Raw genomic sequence first — 16,144 nt, forward strand, 5'->3', positions numbered from 1 at the left:
CCTAGCCTGCCGGCTCATGGAGGCAAAATTTTCGTGGAGGTTCCTCTAATGATTTGGGACGATTTATTCATTCTGCAACAACCCCATTTTTTATGCTACACTCTTCTTTCTATATTCTACAGGCGATAAGTATCCTAATTTTTCTTTTATTCTTTCTTCGATGTAATATTTTATGAAATCTTCTATTGTTTGTTTTAAGTGTTCATATGAGTAGAATTTTCTTCCGTAATATATTTCTTGTTTAAGTATTCCAAAGAAGTTTTCCATTGGCGAGTTGTCTAAGTAGTTGCCTTTTCTGGACATGAATTGAGTGATTCCCTTTGTTTCTAATCTTGATGTATATTGATTTTTTGATATGCCCAGCCTTGATCTGAGTGAAATATCCTTTCTACTTTAGTGTTTTTTGATTTCTTTGGGGATTTTGACATTTCTGATGGTATGTAATATTTACCTGATAAAGATTTATATGAGATACTGTATTTTAAATATTCTCTTACTACTTTCATTTTTGAATTCAGTGCTATATTTTGCCCTTAAAACTGACCTCCTTTAGTTAGTTTTTTGGTCTAACTTTTGGGGGTCAGTTCAATATATCGTTTTTCTTTTTTTCATAAATTGAATATGTGCAGTAAATGGATGACATTTGAATGGATATACCAATGTTTTTCAAAATTTTTTTCTTTATTATAATCTATCGCCAAATTTAGAGTTATATTATAGGAGATATTTTTGTAATTACTACATTAATCACCAGTTCCTTCTGTTGATTTTTTATAAAGGTTCTAAAGAATGGAGATATTATAGAAGATTTTAACAGACCAGTATTTGCAATTATTGTTGATACTCTTTTGTTTGGTATAATTTATAAAGACAGTTCATTCCATCCTTATGAGTTGACATTCTATTTCAAAACAGGAATTAAAGATAATCAAGATTCTAATAACCTTAAAGATAAAAGAATAAATGCCAAAGTCAATAACATTGATAAATTTTGTTCCTACAAGAATGACGAGGATAAAAAATTATATTCCAAGTAAAAGACAAGGTATTTGGAGACGGTAGCACTATTTTCTAAACTTGATATGATAAAAAACTAAACATTTAAATTGAGATGGATGAGTATGACTTGATAGGTATAAAAAGTAAAGTTACTAATACATAAATCAAGGAGCATCTTATAGAAAAATTTGATTTTAAAGGTTTCAACACGATTGTACAGATTAAAATAGTGTAGATTTTAATGGGGAGCATTACAATAAATCGAAAAAAGGAGATGAAAACTATGAAAAAATATTTTGGTATAGCAATAGTTTTAATCACTATTTTATCATTAACTGCATGTGGTGGTAGTAATAAAAAAATAAATCTACCAAAAGCCGAAGAAGTAAAAGAAATTGAAATTATGAAGAATACTTCAGAAGAATGTTTAAAAATTGAGAATAAAGATGAAATATCCGGAATAATTGAAGATATTTTGGAAAACACCGATGATACCGGTAGGGAAAATGTTAACGACCAACCTACAAATATTAATGATTATCTTATTATTAAATTTCATTACAAAAACGTAGAAGGAAGTCCAAGCATTGCGTATTTATATAAAGACAAGAACATTAGCTATGTTGAGCAGCCATATCAAGGTATTTGGAAATTAAGAGTAGAAACATTTGATAAAATCAGTGGTAATATGATTAAATAATGATATTCAACAAAACCATGCTTATTGCACTTGTAAGCTATAAGTTATAAAAACTATAAGACTTGTATGAAAGCTGTAAGCAAGGAAAAGATTTCTATATATATTAAAATTAATCAAGAATTTACTTTGGTTTAACGGAGTTTTGAAAACCTCAAATTTAAGATTCGAATTTTTTAAAAATTTAGAAGTAGACGGCAAATGGAGGAGATAGATGGACATCTCGAGTGAAAAGAATAATGAAATAGCACTATTATTAGATCTTGGTATAAGTGAAGAGGGATATGAATTTGCTTCTAACATACAGACGGCTATGAGGCTTGCAGAGCTTGAGATGGATGAGATAAATTCTAAACTTAATGAAAATGAAAATACGCTTAAAAAGCTTACTCCAGAATGTGATAAAACTGACTATATACTTGCTGCTGCTAGTGGTGCAATTTGTGGACTTATGGATATCTTCCTTGTGGGAAAAGCAGGTGAATCAGTGATTGGGGATATTACGGACAATTGGTTTGAAAATCGTACTATGGATTTTGCTAAGCTTTGTGGTTGGGATGGAAATAACAATGATTCTCTTTCCTCAGCAATAAAATATTTAGAGAAGAAATTTAAGGTTCCCTACGACCAGACAGGAGCGGGTGATGCTGCGAGAAGGGTCTTTGACCTTAATCCAAGGAACCATCATTTTAAATCATTGGGCCATAATCCAAGCTTATTAGGATTATTTTTCTCAATTCTTGATCAGTTTGCAAATACATCGCATTTCGTTTCCGAAGGAGAATTGATTTCATTACAGGAAGCTGATGATAATTTTATCCTCCAAGGAGCTAATATATCTGCTAAATTATTTTGTGGATTTATAAATTGGCTGGGTCATTTGATTTCTGATATGTCTGGCTCTTCAGCTAGTAAGGGACGAGGTATGGGTATACCTTCACCTTTCTGGGCTTGGACAAATGATATTATTGCTATTAAGAGGAAGCTTAATATTTCAAATATAGAATTTGATAGGTCTGTCAATAAATTAGCTCTTGATATATATAAGCAAGGATATGATATAAGATTTGAAGCGGCTAAAGCTATACCAGTATTTGTCAATGACTTATTAGTTAGGATGGTTTATTCCATTAGGCGTTTGGTTAGATATTTTATGGATAATCAAGATGGGGATAGGTCTTTTGCCTTGATGTGGGAATTATGCGAGCCTTTTTCTAATGCTAGTGTAAAAAGAATGCTTACCGTGGCTCATGGAACATTTTGTTTACTTGATGTGGGAGATGCTCTTGCCCAAGGATTTATCCAAGGTGCTGGGAGTTTTAGAATAGATCAATTTTTGATGCGATTAAATATTGTGGGTCTAGGTAGATTTACAATTTCTTTATATGGTGAGGCTAATAGAGGGTTAAAACGATATCAAGCACAAAAGGAGAATTTTTCCTTAAGACAAGAAAAAATAATTATTTCTGATTATATTGATGGATTAAAAATCCTGTCAGAAGTATATGATGATGAAGACCTCCTTTTGTTTACTCAGGAATTGAAGGAAAGTGATATGTATATAGAAGCCTTTGAAAAATCTGTTCTTTTAGCAGAGAAAAGAAATGTTCCAAAGAATCAGATATTGCGAAGCAAAGCAGACATTGACTCTTATTTTAAGGAGGGAAATTCTTGTGAAAACGAATAAAAAAAGTAAACTTCAACAAGCCCAGGATAAGTTACAAGCAACAATAAATCTTACTAATATTACGATTGAAGATCTCGGTAATCATACAAAAAAACTATATGACTCATTAACAAAAATCCAAGACTTATTCGATAATATCCGTAATATTCCTAGTGATGAAAAATTTGAATATAAAAAATTGGAGAAGGAAAAAGCTGCTTGGAAAGAGCAAGCTGAGAATATTGAAAAAGAATATAAGAAAACACTTGTTAAAAATACTGGAGCTGGTGCAGCTGGCGCTGGCCTTGGCCTTGCAGTTGTAACATTTGGTCCAACTGCGGCTATGGGAGTTGCAACTACATTTGGCCTTGCATCAACAGGAACTGCTATCTCTGCTTTAAGTGGTGCTGCAGCAACAAATGCGGCTTTAGCATGGCTTGGAGGAGGAGCTTTAGCTGCAGGTGGAGGAGGAATGGCAGCAGGTAACGCTTTTCTTACCATGGCTGGTCCTGTAGGATGGGCCATTGCAGGAGTATCGTTTTTGGCGAGCGGATTACTCTTTTTTAATAATAGTAATGATAAAAAGAAATTAGAGAATCTCTTTACGATCATAAGTCTTAGAGATATAAAGTCATATGAACTTGCAATTATAGAAATTTTAGAGCGTATAAAACGAATCAATGACGAGTGTGAAAGCTTAGATGAGGCAATAGAAAACATTAAGACCTTTGGCATTGACTATGATTTGATGACAGAAAAACAGCAATACGCATTAGGTTCTTATGTTAATTTAATGCATTCATCAACACAGCTTTTAATAAATCCAATCAAAGGATTAGAAGCAAAATATTCGCTAGAGGATTTTGAATCTTTTATAGATGCGAATAGTAAAAATACAAATAGTAGTATATACGACGATAATAAGGATTTAATTATATCACTTGCCAATATGCTTTATAAAATTGAGATAGATGATGAAACTAAAACTCTCTTGTGGAAATCACTTAAAAAAAATAAGGATTTTCTTGAGTCAAGTGGGATTTCAAAGGAGAAATTTGATATTGATATTATTGATCTTGTCTTTGAGGTCTTAGGATCTAAGTATGAGCATTGAGGATATTTTTAAATGATTTATTTAATGAGACATGGTGCTGATCCAGACAATCGCCTCGGTGGATGGAGTGAATATGGGCTAACAGAAATTGGTAGGGCACAGGTTAATAGGGCAAAGCATAAATTATTAGACAAGGGTATTACTAGTATCTATTCTAGTGATTTAAAGCGAGCAAAAGAAACTGCTGAGATTGTGGCTGATTCACTTTCTATAGATATCACATATTTGCCTCAATTTCGTGAAGTTAATAATGGATTATTAGCCGGTATGGAAAAATCGGTAGCTTTTAAAAAATATCCTGGCAAATATTGGAGGACACTTGCTTGGACGGAAACATGGCCTGGGGGTGAAAGCCCGGAAGAATTTTTTATTCGTATTAAGGGAGCATGGTATAATTTTAAAAAACAAGTTGGAAAGAGAAATGCCCTACTGCTTACCCATGGCGGAGTTATTAATATAATATTGTGTTTGGAAAATGGTATAGCTTATACAAATAAAGAAACGCATTTTCAAATAAAAGATGCAGGAATCGTTGAAGTAGATATATAATCACTTTATTTATATACAAGTTTATTTAAAAGGAGTAGTGCAAGTGACTGATAAAAGCAATAAAAATTTTTGGGATAAATTTGCTAAACTTTATGCACCCTTTATGAAAAAAGATAAAGGGGTTTATAATAAGATTTGTGAATCCATTATTCCTTATTTGAATAAAGACATGGAAGTGCTTGAGCTTGCTTGTGGATCTGGTCAATTATCTTTTAGTCTTTCAAAACATACGAAAAGCTGGCTTGCTACGGACTTTTCTGAACAAATGATTATAGAGGCTAAAAATCATGGGCAATACGATAATCTTAGATTTGAAACAGCAGATGCAACAGATTTATCCTATGCTAATGAAAAATTTGATTGTGTGTTAATCTCTAATGCGCTTCATATCATGCCAAATCCAGATTATGCAATGAAAGAAATTCACAGGGTCTTAAAAGCTAATGGAATTTTATTTGCACCTACCTTTCTATGGAAAGAGGGTAAAGAGAGGAAAGTCAAAAAGACTTTGATGTCTATTTTTGGATTTAAAATGTATCAAGAATGGAATAAAGAACAATTTGAAAAATTTGTTGAGGAACAAGGGTTTTCAGTAGTTGAAATGAATTTGCTATATGGGGCTCTTGCACCGATTGGTGTTATTATTGCACAGAAGGTATCTTAATAAATTTTTTATTAGGGGTGGAAAATGACTAATAAATTATATTTACTATTGTTAGGAATAAATATTTTAATTATTATCGTGAATTACAATCTTTTAAAAAATCCAAAACCCTATCCACCAAAAGAAATTAGAGAAGAACTTAGAGGAGGAAGGGAGAGATTAGATTCATATAAGTATGTGGGCTTGTCCCATTATCTTGTGCCGAGACTTGCTAAAAGTGAGGCAAATTGGATAAATGGAAACGACTATTGGTATAGGTCTAGCATTAAGTTAGGATTAGTAGGTATTGTCATTAGTTTGATTACGATGGTATCTGGTGAATTTTTTAACCTATATGACTGGCTTATTGGCTTGTTTATTATACTAATACCTTTAATTCTAGGCATGGTATACATTTGCTATAGGATGGAAAAATATATTTTGAAGGACTAAATTAAAGATTTATAATTTTAAGTTATAAGCTCTCTTTATGACTTTGTAAGAATCTATGAAGAGGATATAGACCTTGTTAATTTTGAAGTAATTGAATTTAGAATACCAAGTATGGAACAATTTCTAAAAATCTATGAGGAATCTTCAAAAGATTCCTATAGAAATGATAATAATAACAATAAAGATTTTGCCAAGATTGATTTTTACGAAGGAATGATTAAAAAGTTATTTAATACAAAAACCAGAGCTAGGATATTCTAACTCTGGTTAAAATCAAACTTATCTTATACAAATCATAAAACTTTCTTATTTATTTTTCGATTTTCTTTTTTCTTAGCAGGAGGGATCCTATAGTTGAAATTATTAAAACTATCACTATTGCTCCCAGCCCTTTGATACCTGTTTTTACATTGGTATTTGCAACTGTTTTATATGTTGGCTGCTTTGCTTGGGCTTTCTCAACTACTTGTGTAGGGCTTTGTTGATTATTATAAGTTATAGGCCTTGGACTGGATTCAGTTTGAGCTAGGTTTTGCTTATCTACATAGGTTATTAACTTTGGACTTGATTCAGTCTGTGCTTGACCTTGCTGATCTACAGTCTTAGTGCTGGATTCAGTTACTACTTTTTCTTGGCCTTGGATAGGTTCTACTTTTTGACTTTGCTTATACTGATTTTGACTTGCTTGTTCTTGAGTTGTTATAATCTTAGCATTTGGCTTTTTACTTGCTTGTTTTTCACTAGGTTCGGCGTCTTCGAACTGTCCATCATATTCACCAACTTCTCCGCTGTTATTCCTATCAATCATAAATGGATATATCCAATCATCCTTATGAACTGGTATTTTAAACATGCCTGAATTTTTGACTTCCTCTATAGTTAAAGGATATTTTCCGTCTGTATTCATCTTATCAAGGATTTCTTTTCTGTCATCACTTAATTTTAAATAGGCTTCTTTAGTCTTACTATTATTATAGAATGCTGAATTTTTATATTTTTCATCTATTAAATCTTCAGCTTTTTTTTCTTCATTATTTGTAGTACCTGTTTGTGGATTATTTGTGTTATCAGTATTTTCAGAAGCATTGTTTGAATTTCTGTCAGAATCATCTATGATACCGTCTTCGTTTTTATCATACATAAAAGGGTATAGCCAATCTTTATCCTTCATAATCGGAAGTTGGTAATTGGCTGATTTTTCAAGTTCTTCAATACTTAATACGCCATCACCGTCAGTATTCATTTTATCCAATTCTTTTCTCTGGTCATCGCTAAGCCTATCATAAAATTCCCTTGTCTTATTTTTTATATAAAACATAGATTGGTATTTGTATTTGCTTTTTTCATCTTCTTCTGGGTTAGTATCGGTATTTGTAGGAGTGTCTTCTTCTTTTTGGTTTGGATTTTTATCCTTATTATCCTCATCACTTGTAGGATCATTTTCAGGAGGATTATTTGAGTTATTAAGATCCTCTTTCATTAATTTATTTCGTTTATCAATGTCAGCTCTCCTGTATTTTTCAAATAAATCAGCATCGGATTTTATTTTATCCTCTAAATACTTATTTTCGGAAATAAGGCCATCATGATTCTCATCCTCCATAAAAGGATAGAGCCAGTCACTAAAAAATACTAATTTTCTTGCTTCGACTAGATTTTTTAGATCATCTTTTGTCAATGCTTCAGGTTTATCTTTATTTTTTGCAAATTCATCCAGTAAAGCTCGCTTTTCTTTATCAAGTCTTAAATAAGCAACTTTATATGAAGGGTCCTTAAAATAAGGCGAATCTTCATTTGTTTCAATCTCATCCTGATAATCATCTTTAGTTAGCTTTTCAATCAATTCTAAATCTTTTTTTAGGTTATCTATAGAAAAAATTAACCATTCATTTCTATCCTGATCTAAGGCTTTAGAATTAAATTCTATTGCCCTATTATATAAGAATTTTATTTGATCTGAAGCTTTTAGATAATTAGGACTTTTTTTAGTTTCTTCTATTAAATTTTTTAGATTTTGTTTTTCTTCCATCAAATCTTCTGTTGATTTTTCAAGATGATTAGTCAATGGAACATTATTTTGATCACCTTCATTAGCATAGGATGGCTTAGCTATAAAGGCACAAGCAAGGGCTAGTGTTGGATCATAAATTTCTTTACTTTCATATTTCACCTCTCTGATGATAACACTATACTATATTTTAAATAAAATGTGCTTATATAAAGGCTTAGGTCATTAAAATTAGCTAACGTAAACCAATAATTAATATAATTGACAAGTATTGGCTGTCGTTATATGATTAAGTTAAAAATGTAGACACGATATTTTTAAATAGGAAGTCTTAAATCTTAGACTTTTTATATGAAATATTAACAAATAGGAGAGAAATATGGAAATTAGAGAATATACAGATTTTAATGTTGATCAGATAAGAGATCTTTATGATTCGGTTGGATGGACTTCTTATACTGATGATATGGATGCCTTGATTAAGGGATATGAGAATTCATTGAAGATCCTAGCTGCCTTTGAAGATGAAAAACTACTTGGCGTGATTCGTGCTGTTGGGGATGGATATACTATTATATTTATCCAAGATATCTTAGTCTTACCAGACTACCAAAGAAAGGGAATAGGCAAAGCCCTCCTTGACTCTATGATGGATTTATATCCAAATGTAAGACAAATTGAGCTAACAACAGATATGGCCCCAGAAACTATTGGATTTTATTCTTCCCAAGGCTTTGAAGAATTTTCTGAATTAGGCTGTTGTGGATTTATGAGACTATTGTAGTAACAATTACTAGAATTGAGATATTGTAAATGACAAAGATTTTAATTATAGAGGATAATGAAGATATTGCCTTTCAGATGGAAAAATATCTGACTAAAAATGGCTATGATGTGGAAATAGCTGGGTCTTTTTATGAGGCTAGTTTCAAGTTAAATATCGACTTTGATGTGGCTCTTCTTGATATTAATTTGCCTGATAAGGACGGCCAGCATTTGATTGAAAAATTAAAGGAAAAAGATATAAGGGTCCTTGTTACAACTGTTAAAAATGATGAGGATTTTATAATTACCGCCCTTGATCAAGGGGCAGATGATTACCTTACAAAGCCTTTTTCTCTTGCTATTTTAAGGGCTAGAATTGATGCGGTTTTAAGAACTATTCCCCTTGGCCAAGATAAAATTATTTCCTATAAGGATTTAAAAATAGATTTAAATGATTCAAAGCTTTATTTTAAGGGTGAAAATATTGACATTACCCCACTTGAGTATGAAATCCTAGCTCTATTTATTAAAAATCCTCACAGGGTCTACACTAGGGGCCAGCTTTTGGAAACCTTTTGGGAGGATAGGGATAAGTTTGTAAATGATAATACTCTAACTTCGACCATCAAAAGAATCAGAGAGAAATTAGACAAGGAAGTCATTACAACTGTCAGAGGAATAGGTTATAGGATGGACTAAATGATTTATGTATTTTGGATAATAAGCCTCTGTCTACTTTATTATTTTTTGGAAAAAAGGAAGAAAAATAGAATAAATGACCTTATAAATTTGATAGAAAATATGAAAAATCAAAATTACTCGATACCCATGAAGCAAGATAATTTTTCGCTTCTTGAAGATAAGCTATATAAACTTTTTATAGAGATAGTTGAGGCTAAGGAAACGACCACTAAAAATAGCCAAAAGCAAGTAGAATATCTAGAAGACATTGCCCATCAGATAAAAACTCCTATCACATCCATGGTTTTTTCTATAGAAAATCTAGAAATGGATTATCCTGCAAATGAAGATATTGAGATTTTAAAAAGGCAGACCCTAAGATTAAATTCTCTATCGGATATCCTGCTCAAATTATCAAGCCTAGATGCTAATAAGGATCTAATGAAAAAGGAAGAGATTCGTTTGGATGAATTAGTGGCCTACGCTCTTGATAGCTTAACTTTAAAAGAGTCCACTAAATTAGAAATTAGTGATGATTTAAAAGAAAATATAATCTATGGAGATTTTTATTGGCTAGCTGAAGCCCTTATCAACATTTTAAAAAATGCTGATAATAGGCCAAATTGCCAAAAAATCACCATTTCATCTTACAAAAATCCTCTCTATACAAGTCTGCTTATAGAAGATGATGGGGGAGGAATTCATGAAGATGATATCAAAAAGATATTCAAACGCTTTTACAAGACTCCAGATTCCAAAGGTTTTGGTATAGGTCTAGACATGGCTAAAACCATTGTAGAAAAAAACAATGGTGAAATTTCTGTTAGCAATTATGACAAGGGAGCAAAATTTGAAATAAAATTCTACAATGTCACCTAAAAATCACTTTACTTTTATATACTTAGCTTAAGGAAGGCAGGAAAGTATGGAAATATTAAAAGTAGAAAATTTAAGAAAAGAATATGGTGATGGAAATTCTAAGGTGGTGGCCTTAGACGGGGTAGACCTCAGTATAGAAAGAGGCGAATTTGTAGCGATAGTTGGCCCAAGTGGGTCAGGAAAATCTACTCTCTTGCACATTATAGGAGGGGTAGATAGCCCAACTTCTGGCAAGGTCTACATAGATGGCAATGACATCTCTAAGTATACATCAAAGGAACTTGCCCTATTTCGCAGGAGGAAGGTAGGGCTCATTTATCAATTTTATAATCTGATCCAAAATTTGACAGTCAGGCACAATATTGAGTTGCCTTTAAAGCTAGATAAAAGAAAAATCAATGAAGAAGACCTTTTAGATACGGTCAGAAAACTTGGCATAGAAAATAAACTAGACTCTTTCCCAAGTGAATTATCAGGAGGTCAGCAGCAAAGAGTTGCCATAGCAAGATCTTTGATCTATAGACCATCAATCATCCTAGCAGATGAACCAACAGGTAATCTCGATAGGAAAAATTCTAAGGAAATAATTGAAATCTTCAAATATTTTAATAAAACTCTAAAACAAACTATTATTCTTATAACCCATGACGAAAAAATAGCCCTAGAAGCCGGTCGAATCGTGACCATAGTGGATGGGAAAATAATAGGAGATGAGAAAAATGAATAAGAAAAATTTTCCAATTTTTATCTCAGTCTTTATAGTCTCCTTGTTTTTTACGGTGGTATTTTATTTTGCCAAGGTGAATCTAGACGCAAACTATATGCAAACAAGGGCGTCAAATTTTGCTGATGCCCATATAGATGACCACCTAAGCGAAGAAAATCTTAAAAAAATTAGAGAAATAGATGGTGTCAAAGAAGCAGGTCGATTTAATATTAATTTCACAAGTGCACAGTTTGGTGATGATTTAATAGTTATGTATAGACAGGATAATCATATTAACAAAATGAGAGAATTTTCATTTACTGAGGAAGGAAGATTTCCAGAAAATTCTAGGGAGATAATGTTATCAAAATCTCTTGTGGAAAAGCACAAACTAAAAATAGGAGATGAAATCCCTATAAGTTTTGGTAAAAGATTTCTTGATAAAAAAGAATTAGATCCTACAAATTCAAGACTAGAAAAAGAAAATTTTAATAAAACAGAGGAGAAATCCTATAAACTAGTTGGAATTTATGAAGATGTCTACAATAAATATGCTGGCTTATCCTATGGACTTATTTACGACACAACAAGTGAACCCCAACCAGTAGTATTAAGATTTGATGATTTTGTGGATTTCCATTTAAATAAAAAAATATTTGAAAATGAAATTTCAAAACGACTTGGCAGGAAAATAGAGATAAAATTTTTTGAAAGTATAGAAAAATATTATAGGGTAAATGATACTTGGCTAGAAAAAATAATGGCTAAGGCAGTGATGGTATTTATTCTTATTTTAATGATTGGTATTTTTATCTTTTTTATAAGAAATATTTTTTGGGTTTGGGGACTTAGGAAAATTAAAGAATTATCAATATATAAATCAATAGGATCAACAAATTTTCAAATATATAAGTTGTTATTTAAAGAAGCTAGTCTAATTTCAATTATCCCTATCATATTAGGCCACTTGTTTGGATTTGGCATAATATATGGTCTATATGATTTTTCACAAAAAAACTTACAAATATCAAAATTTGAATATGTAAGATTTAGCCCACTTCTAACAATGATTATATTATTTGTCTCATTTTTAGTGGTGAGTTTATCTATAATAAAACCTGCTAGGAAGATTTCAAAAATAAATATAATAGACGGCATAAGGGAAAATATTGACTTATCGAGATCTAAGAAAAAGAAAAATGATGATTTATGGAAGGAATTAAGAAATAACAATCTTTCTTCTATCAAAAGCCAAAGGTATATTTCAGCAATTGGTATTTTAATAATATCTATGTTTATATTGACAATATCCATAAGTAAGTATTTCAGAGATTATTATGATTATGACAGTTCTTATAATATTTCCACTGTTTATTATAGCTCTGAGAAAAAAGTACCGGAAGTTTTGAAGGCTATAAAAAAAGATATAGGAAACAAAAAATCTATAATATATAAAGATCAATCTGTTGCTATTAAAAATAATTTAGAATTTGCTGATGAAGCAAAAATATACAAAATAGATGAGAAGATTAGGGAAAATCTTAAAGAAAAATCAAAGGAATATTTACAAGGCTCGCTTATTGGACTTGATATAAAAGATTTAGAAAAACTTGGTGGAAAAAAGGGGGAATTTATCTTATATAATAAGGTGCAAGCAGACCCATTAGAACAAATAGACACTGCACAGATGGTCAAATATTTTAAAAATCCAGATAATATAGATATTTCTATGGTTGATTTTGAAAAGAAAATCAAGATTTCAAAACAAATTTATGATACAGGCGAAATCGAAATTAAGCCATTTCCCTTTGTTGTAAATATTTTCACTGATTTGGAAACTTATTTTAAATTAATTGAAGAAGCTAAAGATGTAAATTACCAAAATTATCCATTTACATTGAAGATGAAGGTAGATGATAAAGACTTATCGAGTGCCAAAGAATTTATAGAAAATAAACTAAGAGAATCGCTTAAAATCAATGAAAGATATGATGTGTTTGTTGGTAAAGAAATAGCAGAGCAAGAAGCATCTTCTCTAAAGTATTTTCTATATATATCCTTAGCAGTAGGGCTAATTATATTTATCTTAAATGTAACAAATGGTTATTCATCAATAAACATATCATTGATATCTAGGAAAAAAGAAATAGGAAGCTTATATTCATCAGGTATGGATATTGATGAATTAAAAGAAAAGTATGAGAAAGAATTTGTTGTAGAACAACTAAAATCATTTCTTTTAGTTACATGTATAACTTTACTTGTTATGATAATAGTAAGTGCTTTGTCACCACAATTTAACTTATCAATACTTGTAAAATATTATGACTATAAAATGTATTTAGGATTTGCCTTGATAGTTTATGCCATAAATATATTAATCTACCATCTATCCCTAAAAAGAATCCTAGATAAACCAACTATAGATTTGATAAGGGCAGATTAATTTGAAATTAAGAGGGGCTCTGTTTTGAGCCCTTTTGTAGATTTCATCTATATAATTCTCATCATAAATTATTTTTTTTCTTAGCTAAATTTCTCCTCCATATTTTCTTTAAAATCGTTGAAAAGTATGCTTGTAGGCTTTTTATGGGTATTAATTATAAGGAGGAATATTATGAAAAGAATGTCTAAGGTTTTTGTAATACTAGGGTTGGCTACTTTTATTTTTACTGGTTGTCAGAAAGGTAATGATAAAGTTGAGCCAGACGCAGAAGTAAAGCATGATACATATATCTCAAATAAAAAGGATAATACTAAAACTCAAGATAAAATTTCTGAGTCAAAGCTTTCAAAAAAATTAAAACAAGTTGAGGGGGCAAAGTTAGGCTCAGTTTCTTCTTATGTTGAGGACAGGCAAGTATGGAATGATTTTATCGATAAAGAGCGTATTGAATCAGCCAAGAGATATGACAATGGCATCCACCTACCAAGGATTCTTTTAGAATCTGATGATGCAAAGAAAGCCAACGAGGAAATCGATGAGATAGCCGCTAGAATTAAGGAAAAATATGAGGACCATAAGAAGGAGATAGAAGGCAAGGAGATAGGAGCTTATGCCACATTTTCTGTTTATCAAGATGAGAAGGTCCTAAGCATAATGATTGAAAATTACGATTATTGGGATGGGGAGTATACTCGATACACAGTCTTTAACTTTTCCCTTCCTGATGGAAATTTTATTAGCGACGAAGAACTTATGGCAGATTTGGGAGTGGAAAAAGATGAGATTTTACCTATGGTTGAGAATTCCTTGAGAGAAGAACAGGCCATTTATACAAAAATCTATTATAGGGATATAAAGGATTCTTCCTATATTTATAACCCAAGTAACTACACAGGCCTAGTTTTAAATGACCTCTGGGATAATTATGGAAACAAAGATCGTCAAATATATATAGATGAAGTAGGTAAGCCAGTCTTTGTCTTTGCTCAATATGAAAGTCCGGAAATGGGACGTTGTCCATCAATTTTAAAACTAAAGACAAATAATTTTGACGATAATCCTATTTCTGATGAGTATTTAAAAATGGCCATAAAGCTTGGAATAGATCCAAATGATGATAAGTATCAGGCTTTCATGATTTATTTAGGAGGGGCTGTAGATGAAAATAGCCTTCAAGAAACTTTGAAAAAATTACATGCTTGGACAAATGTCTTCTTAAATTACGAAGATCCAAGCATGCTAGTAACCATCAAAGAAAGCCAAGTAGGAGACCTACCTTACCTAGTAGGCGAACAGTGTTATTTATTAATTCCTAAATATAAAAATGCATCGGTAGCCCTAAAGGAACTTGAAATATCGAACGATGGAAAGTTAAAAGAAGTAGACAATGTATATCTAGATTCAAACGCTTGTTGCGGTCCAACCTTTATTTGCCAAAATATGAGTGACCTTGGCCCAAATGGAAAAATCACCATAAGATATAGGGATGATGTCTATGAGTTTTCGCCTTCACTTTCTATGAAGGATGGGACAATGACACTTCCAGATGAAGTTTTAAATGGAGAAGAAGTATTTGATTGGTCTAAACAAATACAAAATGAGACATACTCACCTACAATGTATGATATAATGCGATCTTTGATAAGGGTAGGTTAATAAATAAAATTTCAAACAAAAGTATAAATTTATGAAAAATCAAAAAATAGTTAAGAAAAAAAGGAAGATAATAATTATTCTCATAGTACTAATCATTTTCTTTCCAATCACAGGCGGAGGGAATGAAGGAGAATTAGAATCTATTAAGGCAATCTTATACTCCTATAGGACTTACATACTTGTAGAAAAAGATGGCTCATACTCCACAAGGAGCGAATTTTTAATTTTCCCATTCAATTTTTTAAATTAAGAGTATTAATAAGTTTCGTATAAATTTATCGAAAAGTAAATAATAAATAAAAAATCGGAGGACTTTCAAATAAAAATAAGTCTTCCGATTTTTTTCTTATTTTCAATAGCAGGAAGACAGCCTTTAGAAAAAAGATGAAAATCGATGTCTAAAGGATTGCAGAAAATCTATAAGAGATTTTTAAAAAGTTTATTTCTTGCTTGACTAAGAGTAAAAGATTAAAAAAATTTAATTTAGAAGATAAAATTATATAATTTATACTAAAATTTCGAATGGTATAGAAAGAGGAAAGAAAAGGTGATTTATTAGGATGGTATGGTCGTAGTTTAATAAAGAGATTGTCGGATATTTTTATTTTCTATATGTGTTCTAATAAGAAAAAATCAGCAACTTAAGGGGTAATAAATTTAGACAATAGTATCATATATGATATTAATATTTTAAATGACATTTTTAGAATTGTTATAAATTAAACTTAATGTAAATAGTAATATATTTTTTTGAATTGATATAAATTATCATTATCATTGACTTTAATCAAATTATGTGCTAATATGTTCAAAGAATAACAAATATATTAGACCAGCTATCAAATGTCAAGAGAAAATAATTAATCTTGTAATTTATGGCAC

At 30.9% G+C, this 16,144-nt stretch carries 16 protein-coding genes and 1 pseudogene; 14 read left to right on the forward strand and 3 right to left on the reverse strand.

The annotated features are described in order from the left end of the window. Window positions 1-90 precede the first annotated feature (90 nt). Both RRB46_RS08180 and RRB46_RS10640 read right to left on the reverse strand, forming a co-directional pair. Window positions 91-381, reverse strand: a complete 291-nt coding sequence (locus RRB46_RS08180; RefSeq protein WP_399530134.1) for a transposase — start codon at window positions 379-381, stop codon at window positions 91-93. 216 nt (window positions 382-597) lie between these two features. Next, window positions 598-751 (reverse strand): annotated as a pseudogene (locus tag RRB46_RS10640) (relaxase); the annotation flags it as partial. Window positions 752-1,282: 531 nt separating this feature from the next. Between RRB46_RS10640 and RRB46_RS08185 the strand changes: the two are divergent. From RRB46_RS08185 to RRB46_RS08215, 7 genes are all read left to right on the forward strand, one after another. Beyond that, a complete protein-coding gene (locus tag RRB46_RS08185; protein ID WP_311538156.1) occupies window positions 1,283-1,699 on the forward strand; it encodes a DUF5301 domain-containing protein in 417 nt (138 codons plus the stop codon). Between the two features lie 211 nt (window positions 1,700-1,910). Then, a complete protein-coding gene (locus RRB46_RS08190; RefSeq protein WP_311538157.1) occupies window positions 1,911-3,383 on the forward strand; it encodes a hypothetical protein in 1,473 nt (490 codons plus the stop codon). Further along, window positions 3,370-4,476, forward strand: coding sequence for a hypothetical protein (locus tag RRB46_RS08195; protein ID WP_311538158.1), 1,107 nt, complete (start codon window positions 3,370-3,372; stop codon window positions 4,474-4,476). The genes RRB46_RS08190 and RRB46_RS08195 overlap by 14 nt, the downstream gene beginning before the upstream one ends. A gap of 12 nt (window positions 4,477-4,488) precedes the next feature. Continuing rightward, window positions 4,489-5,025 (forward strand): histidine phosphatase family protein, encoded by a 537-nt coding sequence (locus RRB46_RS08200; RefSeq protein ID WP_311538159.1) that lies wholly within the window; start codon window positions 4,489-4,491, stop codon window positions 5,023-5,025. Between the two features lie 43 nt (window positions 5,026-5,068). After that, complete coding sequence (locus RRB46_RS08205; RefSeq protein ID WP_311538160.1) at window positions 5,069-5,689, forward strand: class I SAM-dependent methyltransferase; 621 nt, start codon at window positions 5,069-5,071, stop codon at window positions 5,687-5,689. 24 nt (window positions 5,690-5,713) lie between these two features. After that, window positions 5,714-6,121 carry a hypothetical protein gene (locus tag RRB46_RS08210; protein ID WP_311538161.1) on the forward strand — a complete coding sequence of 136 codons (408 nt, stop codon included), beginning with the start codon at window positions 5,714-5,716 and terminating at the stop codon, window positions 6,119-6,121. Between the two features lie 111 nt (window positions 6,122-6,232). After that, complete coding sequence (locus RRB46_RS08215; protein WP_311538162.1) at window positions 6,233-6,382, forward strand: hypothetical protein; 150 nt, start codon at window positions 6,233-6,235, stop codon at window positions 6,380-6,382. Between the two features lie 49 nt (window positions 6,383-6,431). Here RRB46_RS08215 and RRB46_RS08220 read toward each other — a convergent pair whose 3' ends face one another. After that, window positions 6,432-8,291 (reverse strand): hypothetical protein, encoded by a 1,860-nt coding sequence (locus tag RRB46_RS08220; RefSeq protein ID WP_311538163.1) that lies wholly within the window; start codon window positions 8,289-8,291, stop codon window positions 6,432-6,434. Between the two features lie 217 nt (window positions 8,292-8,508). On the opposite strand from RRB46_RS08220, the gene RRB46_RS08225 reads away from it, so the two are divergent. The 7 genes from RRB46_RS08225 to RRB46_RS08255 all read left to right on the forward strand — a co-directional run bounded on the left by RRB46_RS08225 (window position 8,509) and on the right by RRB46_RS08255 (window position 15,512). Further along, window positions 8,509-8,913 carry a GNAT family N-acetyltransferase gene (locus RRB46_RS08225; RefSeq protein WP_311538164.1) on the forward strand — a complete coding sequence of 135 codons (405 nt, stop codon included), beginning with the start codon at window positions 8,509-8,511 and terminating at the stop codon, window positions 8,911-8,913. Between the two features lie 29 nt (window positions 8,914-8,942). Beyond that, window positions 8,943-9,593 (forward strand): response regulator transcription factor, encoded by a 651-nt coding sequence (locus RRB46_RS08230; protein WP_297690085.1) that lies wholly within the window; start codon window positions 8,943-8,945, stop codon window positions 9,591-9,593. Continuing rightward, complete coding sequence (locus RRB46_RS08235; RefSeq protein WP_311538165.1) at window positions 9,594-10,454, forward strand: HAMP domain-containing sensor histidine kinase; 861 nt, start codon at window positions 9,594-9,596, stop codon at window positions 10,452-10,454. A gap of 46 nt (window positions 10,455-10,500) precedes the next feature. Next, on the forward strand, window positions 10,501-11,181 hold the full coding sequence (locus RRB46_RS08240; protein ID WP_311538166.1) for an ABC transporter ATP-binding protein: 681 nt from the start codon (window positions 10,501-10,503) through the stop codon (window positions 11,179-11,181). Beyond that, window positions 11,174-13,606: an ABC transporter permease gene (locus RRB46_RS08245; protein WP_311538167.1), complete on the forward strand. Its 2,433-nt coding sequence runs from the start codon at window positions 11,174-11,176 to the stop codon at window positions 13,604-13,606. Before RRB46_RS08240 ends, RRB46_RS08245 begins: the two co-directional genes overlap by 8 nt. A gap of 171 nt (window positions 13,607-13,777) precedes the next feature. Continuing rightward, window positions 13,778-15,262 carry a hypothetical protein gene (locus tag RRB46_RS08250; protein WP_311538168.1) on the forward strand — a complete coding sequence of 495 codons (1,485 nt, stop codon included), beginning with the start codon at window positions 13,778-13,780 and terminating at the stop codon, window positions 15,260-15,262. Window positions 15,263-15,293: 31 nt separating this feature from the next. Beyond that, window positions 15,294-15,512, forward strand: coding sequence for a hypothetical protein (locus tag RRB46_RS08255; RefSeq protein WP_296129421.1), 219 nt, complete (start codon window positions 15,294-15,296; stop codon window positions 15,510-15,512). Window positions 15,513-16,144 lie beyond the last annotated feature (632 nt).

The sequence above is a fragment of the uncultured Anaerococcus sp. genome, assembly GCF_963512375.1.
Lineage (GTDB): Bacteria > Bacillota > Clostridia > Tissierellales > Peptoniphilaceae > Anaerococcus.

What these genes read in the sequence shown, in the direction of transcription:
- RRB46_RS08240 (WP_311538166.1), top strand. Translation starts at nt 10,501, where the DNA reads ATGGAAATATTAAAAGTAGAAAATTTAAGAAAAGAATATGGTGATGGA.
- RRB46_RS08230 (WP_297690085.1), top strand. Translation starts at nt 8,943, where the DNA reads ATGACAAAGATTTTAATTATAGAGGATAATGAAGATATTGCCTTTCAG.
- RRB46_RS08235 (WP_311538165.1), top strand. Translation starts at nt 9,594, where the DNA reads ATGATTTATGTATTTTGGATAATAAGCCTCTGTCTACTTTATTATTTT.
- RRB46_RS08190 (WP_311538157.1), top strand. Translation starts at nt 1,911, where the DNA reads ATGGACATCTCGAGTGAAAAGAATAATGAAATAGCACTATTATTAGAT.
- RRB46_RS08200 (WP_311538159.1), top strand. Translation starts at nt 4,489, where the DNA reads ATGATTTATTTAATGAGACATGGTGCTGATCCAGACAATCGCCTCGGT.
- RRB46_RS08250 (WP_311538168.1), top strand. Translation starts at nt 13,778, where the DNA reads ATGAAAAGAATGTCTAAGGTTTTTGTAATACTAGGGTTGGCTACTTTT.
- RRB46_RS08245 (WP_311538167.1), top strand. Translation starts at nt 11,174, where the DNA reads ATGAATAAGAAAAATTTTCCAATTTTTATCTCAGTCTTTATAGTCTCC.
- RRB46_RS08215 (WP_311538162.1), top strand. Translation starts at nt 6,233, where the DNA reads ATGGAACAATTTCTAAAAATCTATGAGGAATCTTCAAAAGATTCCTAT.
- RRB46_RS08255 (WP_296129421.1), top strand. Translation starts at nt 15,294, where the DNA reads ATGAAAAATCAAAAAATAGTTAAGAAAAAAAGGAAGATAATAATTATT.
- RRB46_RS08225 (WP_311538164.1), top strand. Translation starts at nt 8,509, where the DNA reads ATGGAAATTAGAGAATATACAGATTTTAATGTTGATCAGATAAGAGAT.
- RRB46_RS08185 (WP_311538156.1), top strand. Translation starts at nt 1,283, where the DNA reads ATGAAAAAATATTTTGGTATAGCAATAGTTTTAATCACTATTTTATCA.
- RRB46_RS08210 (WP_311538161.1), top strand. Translation starts at nt 5,714, where the DNA reads ATGACTAATAAATTATATTTACTATTGTTAGGAATAAATATTTTAATT.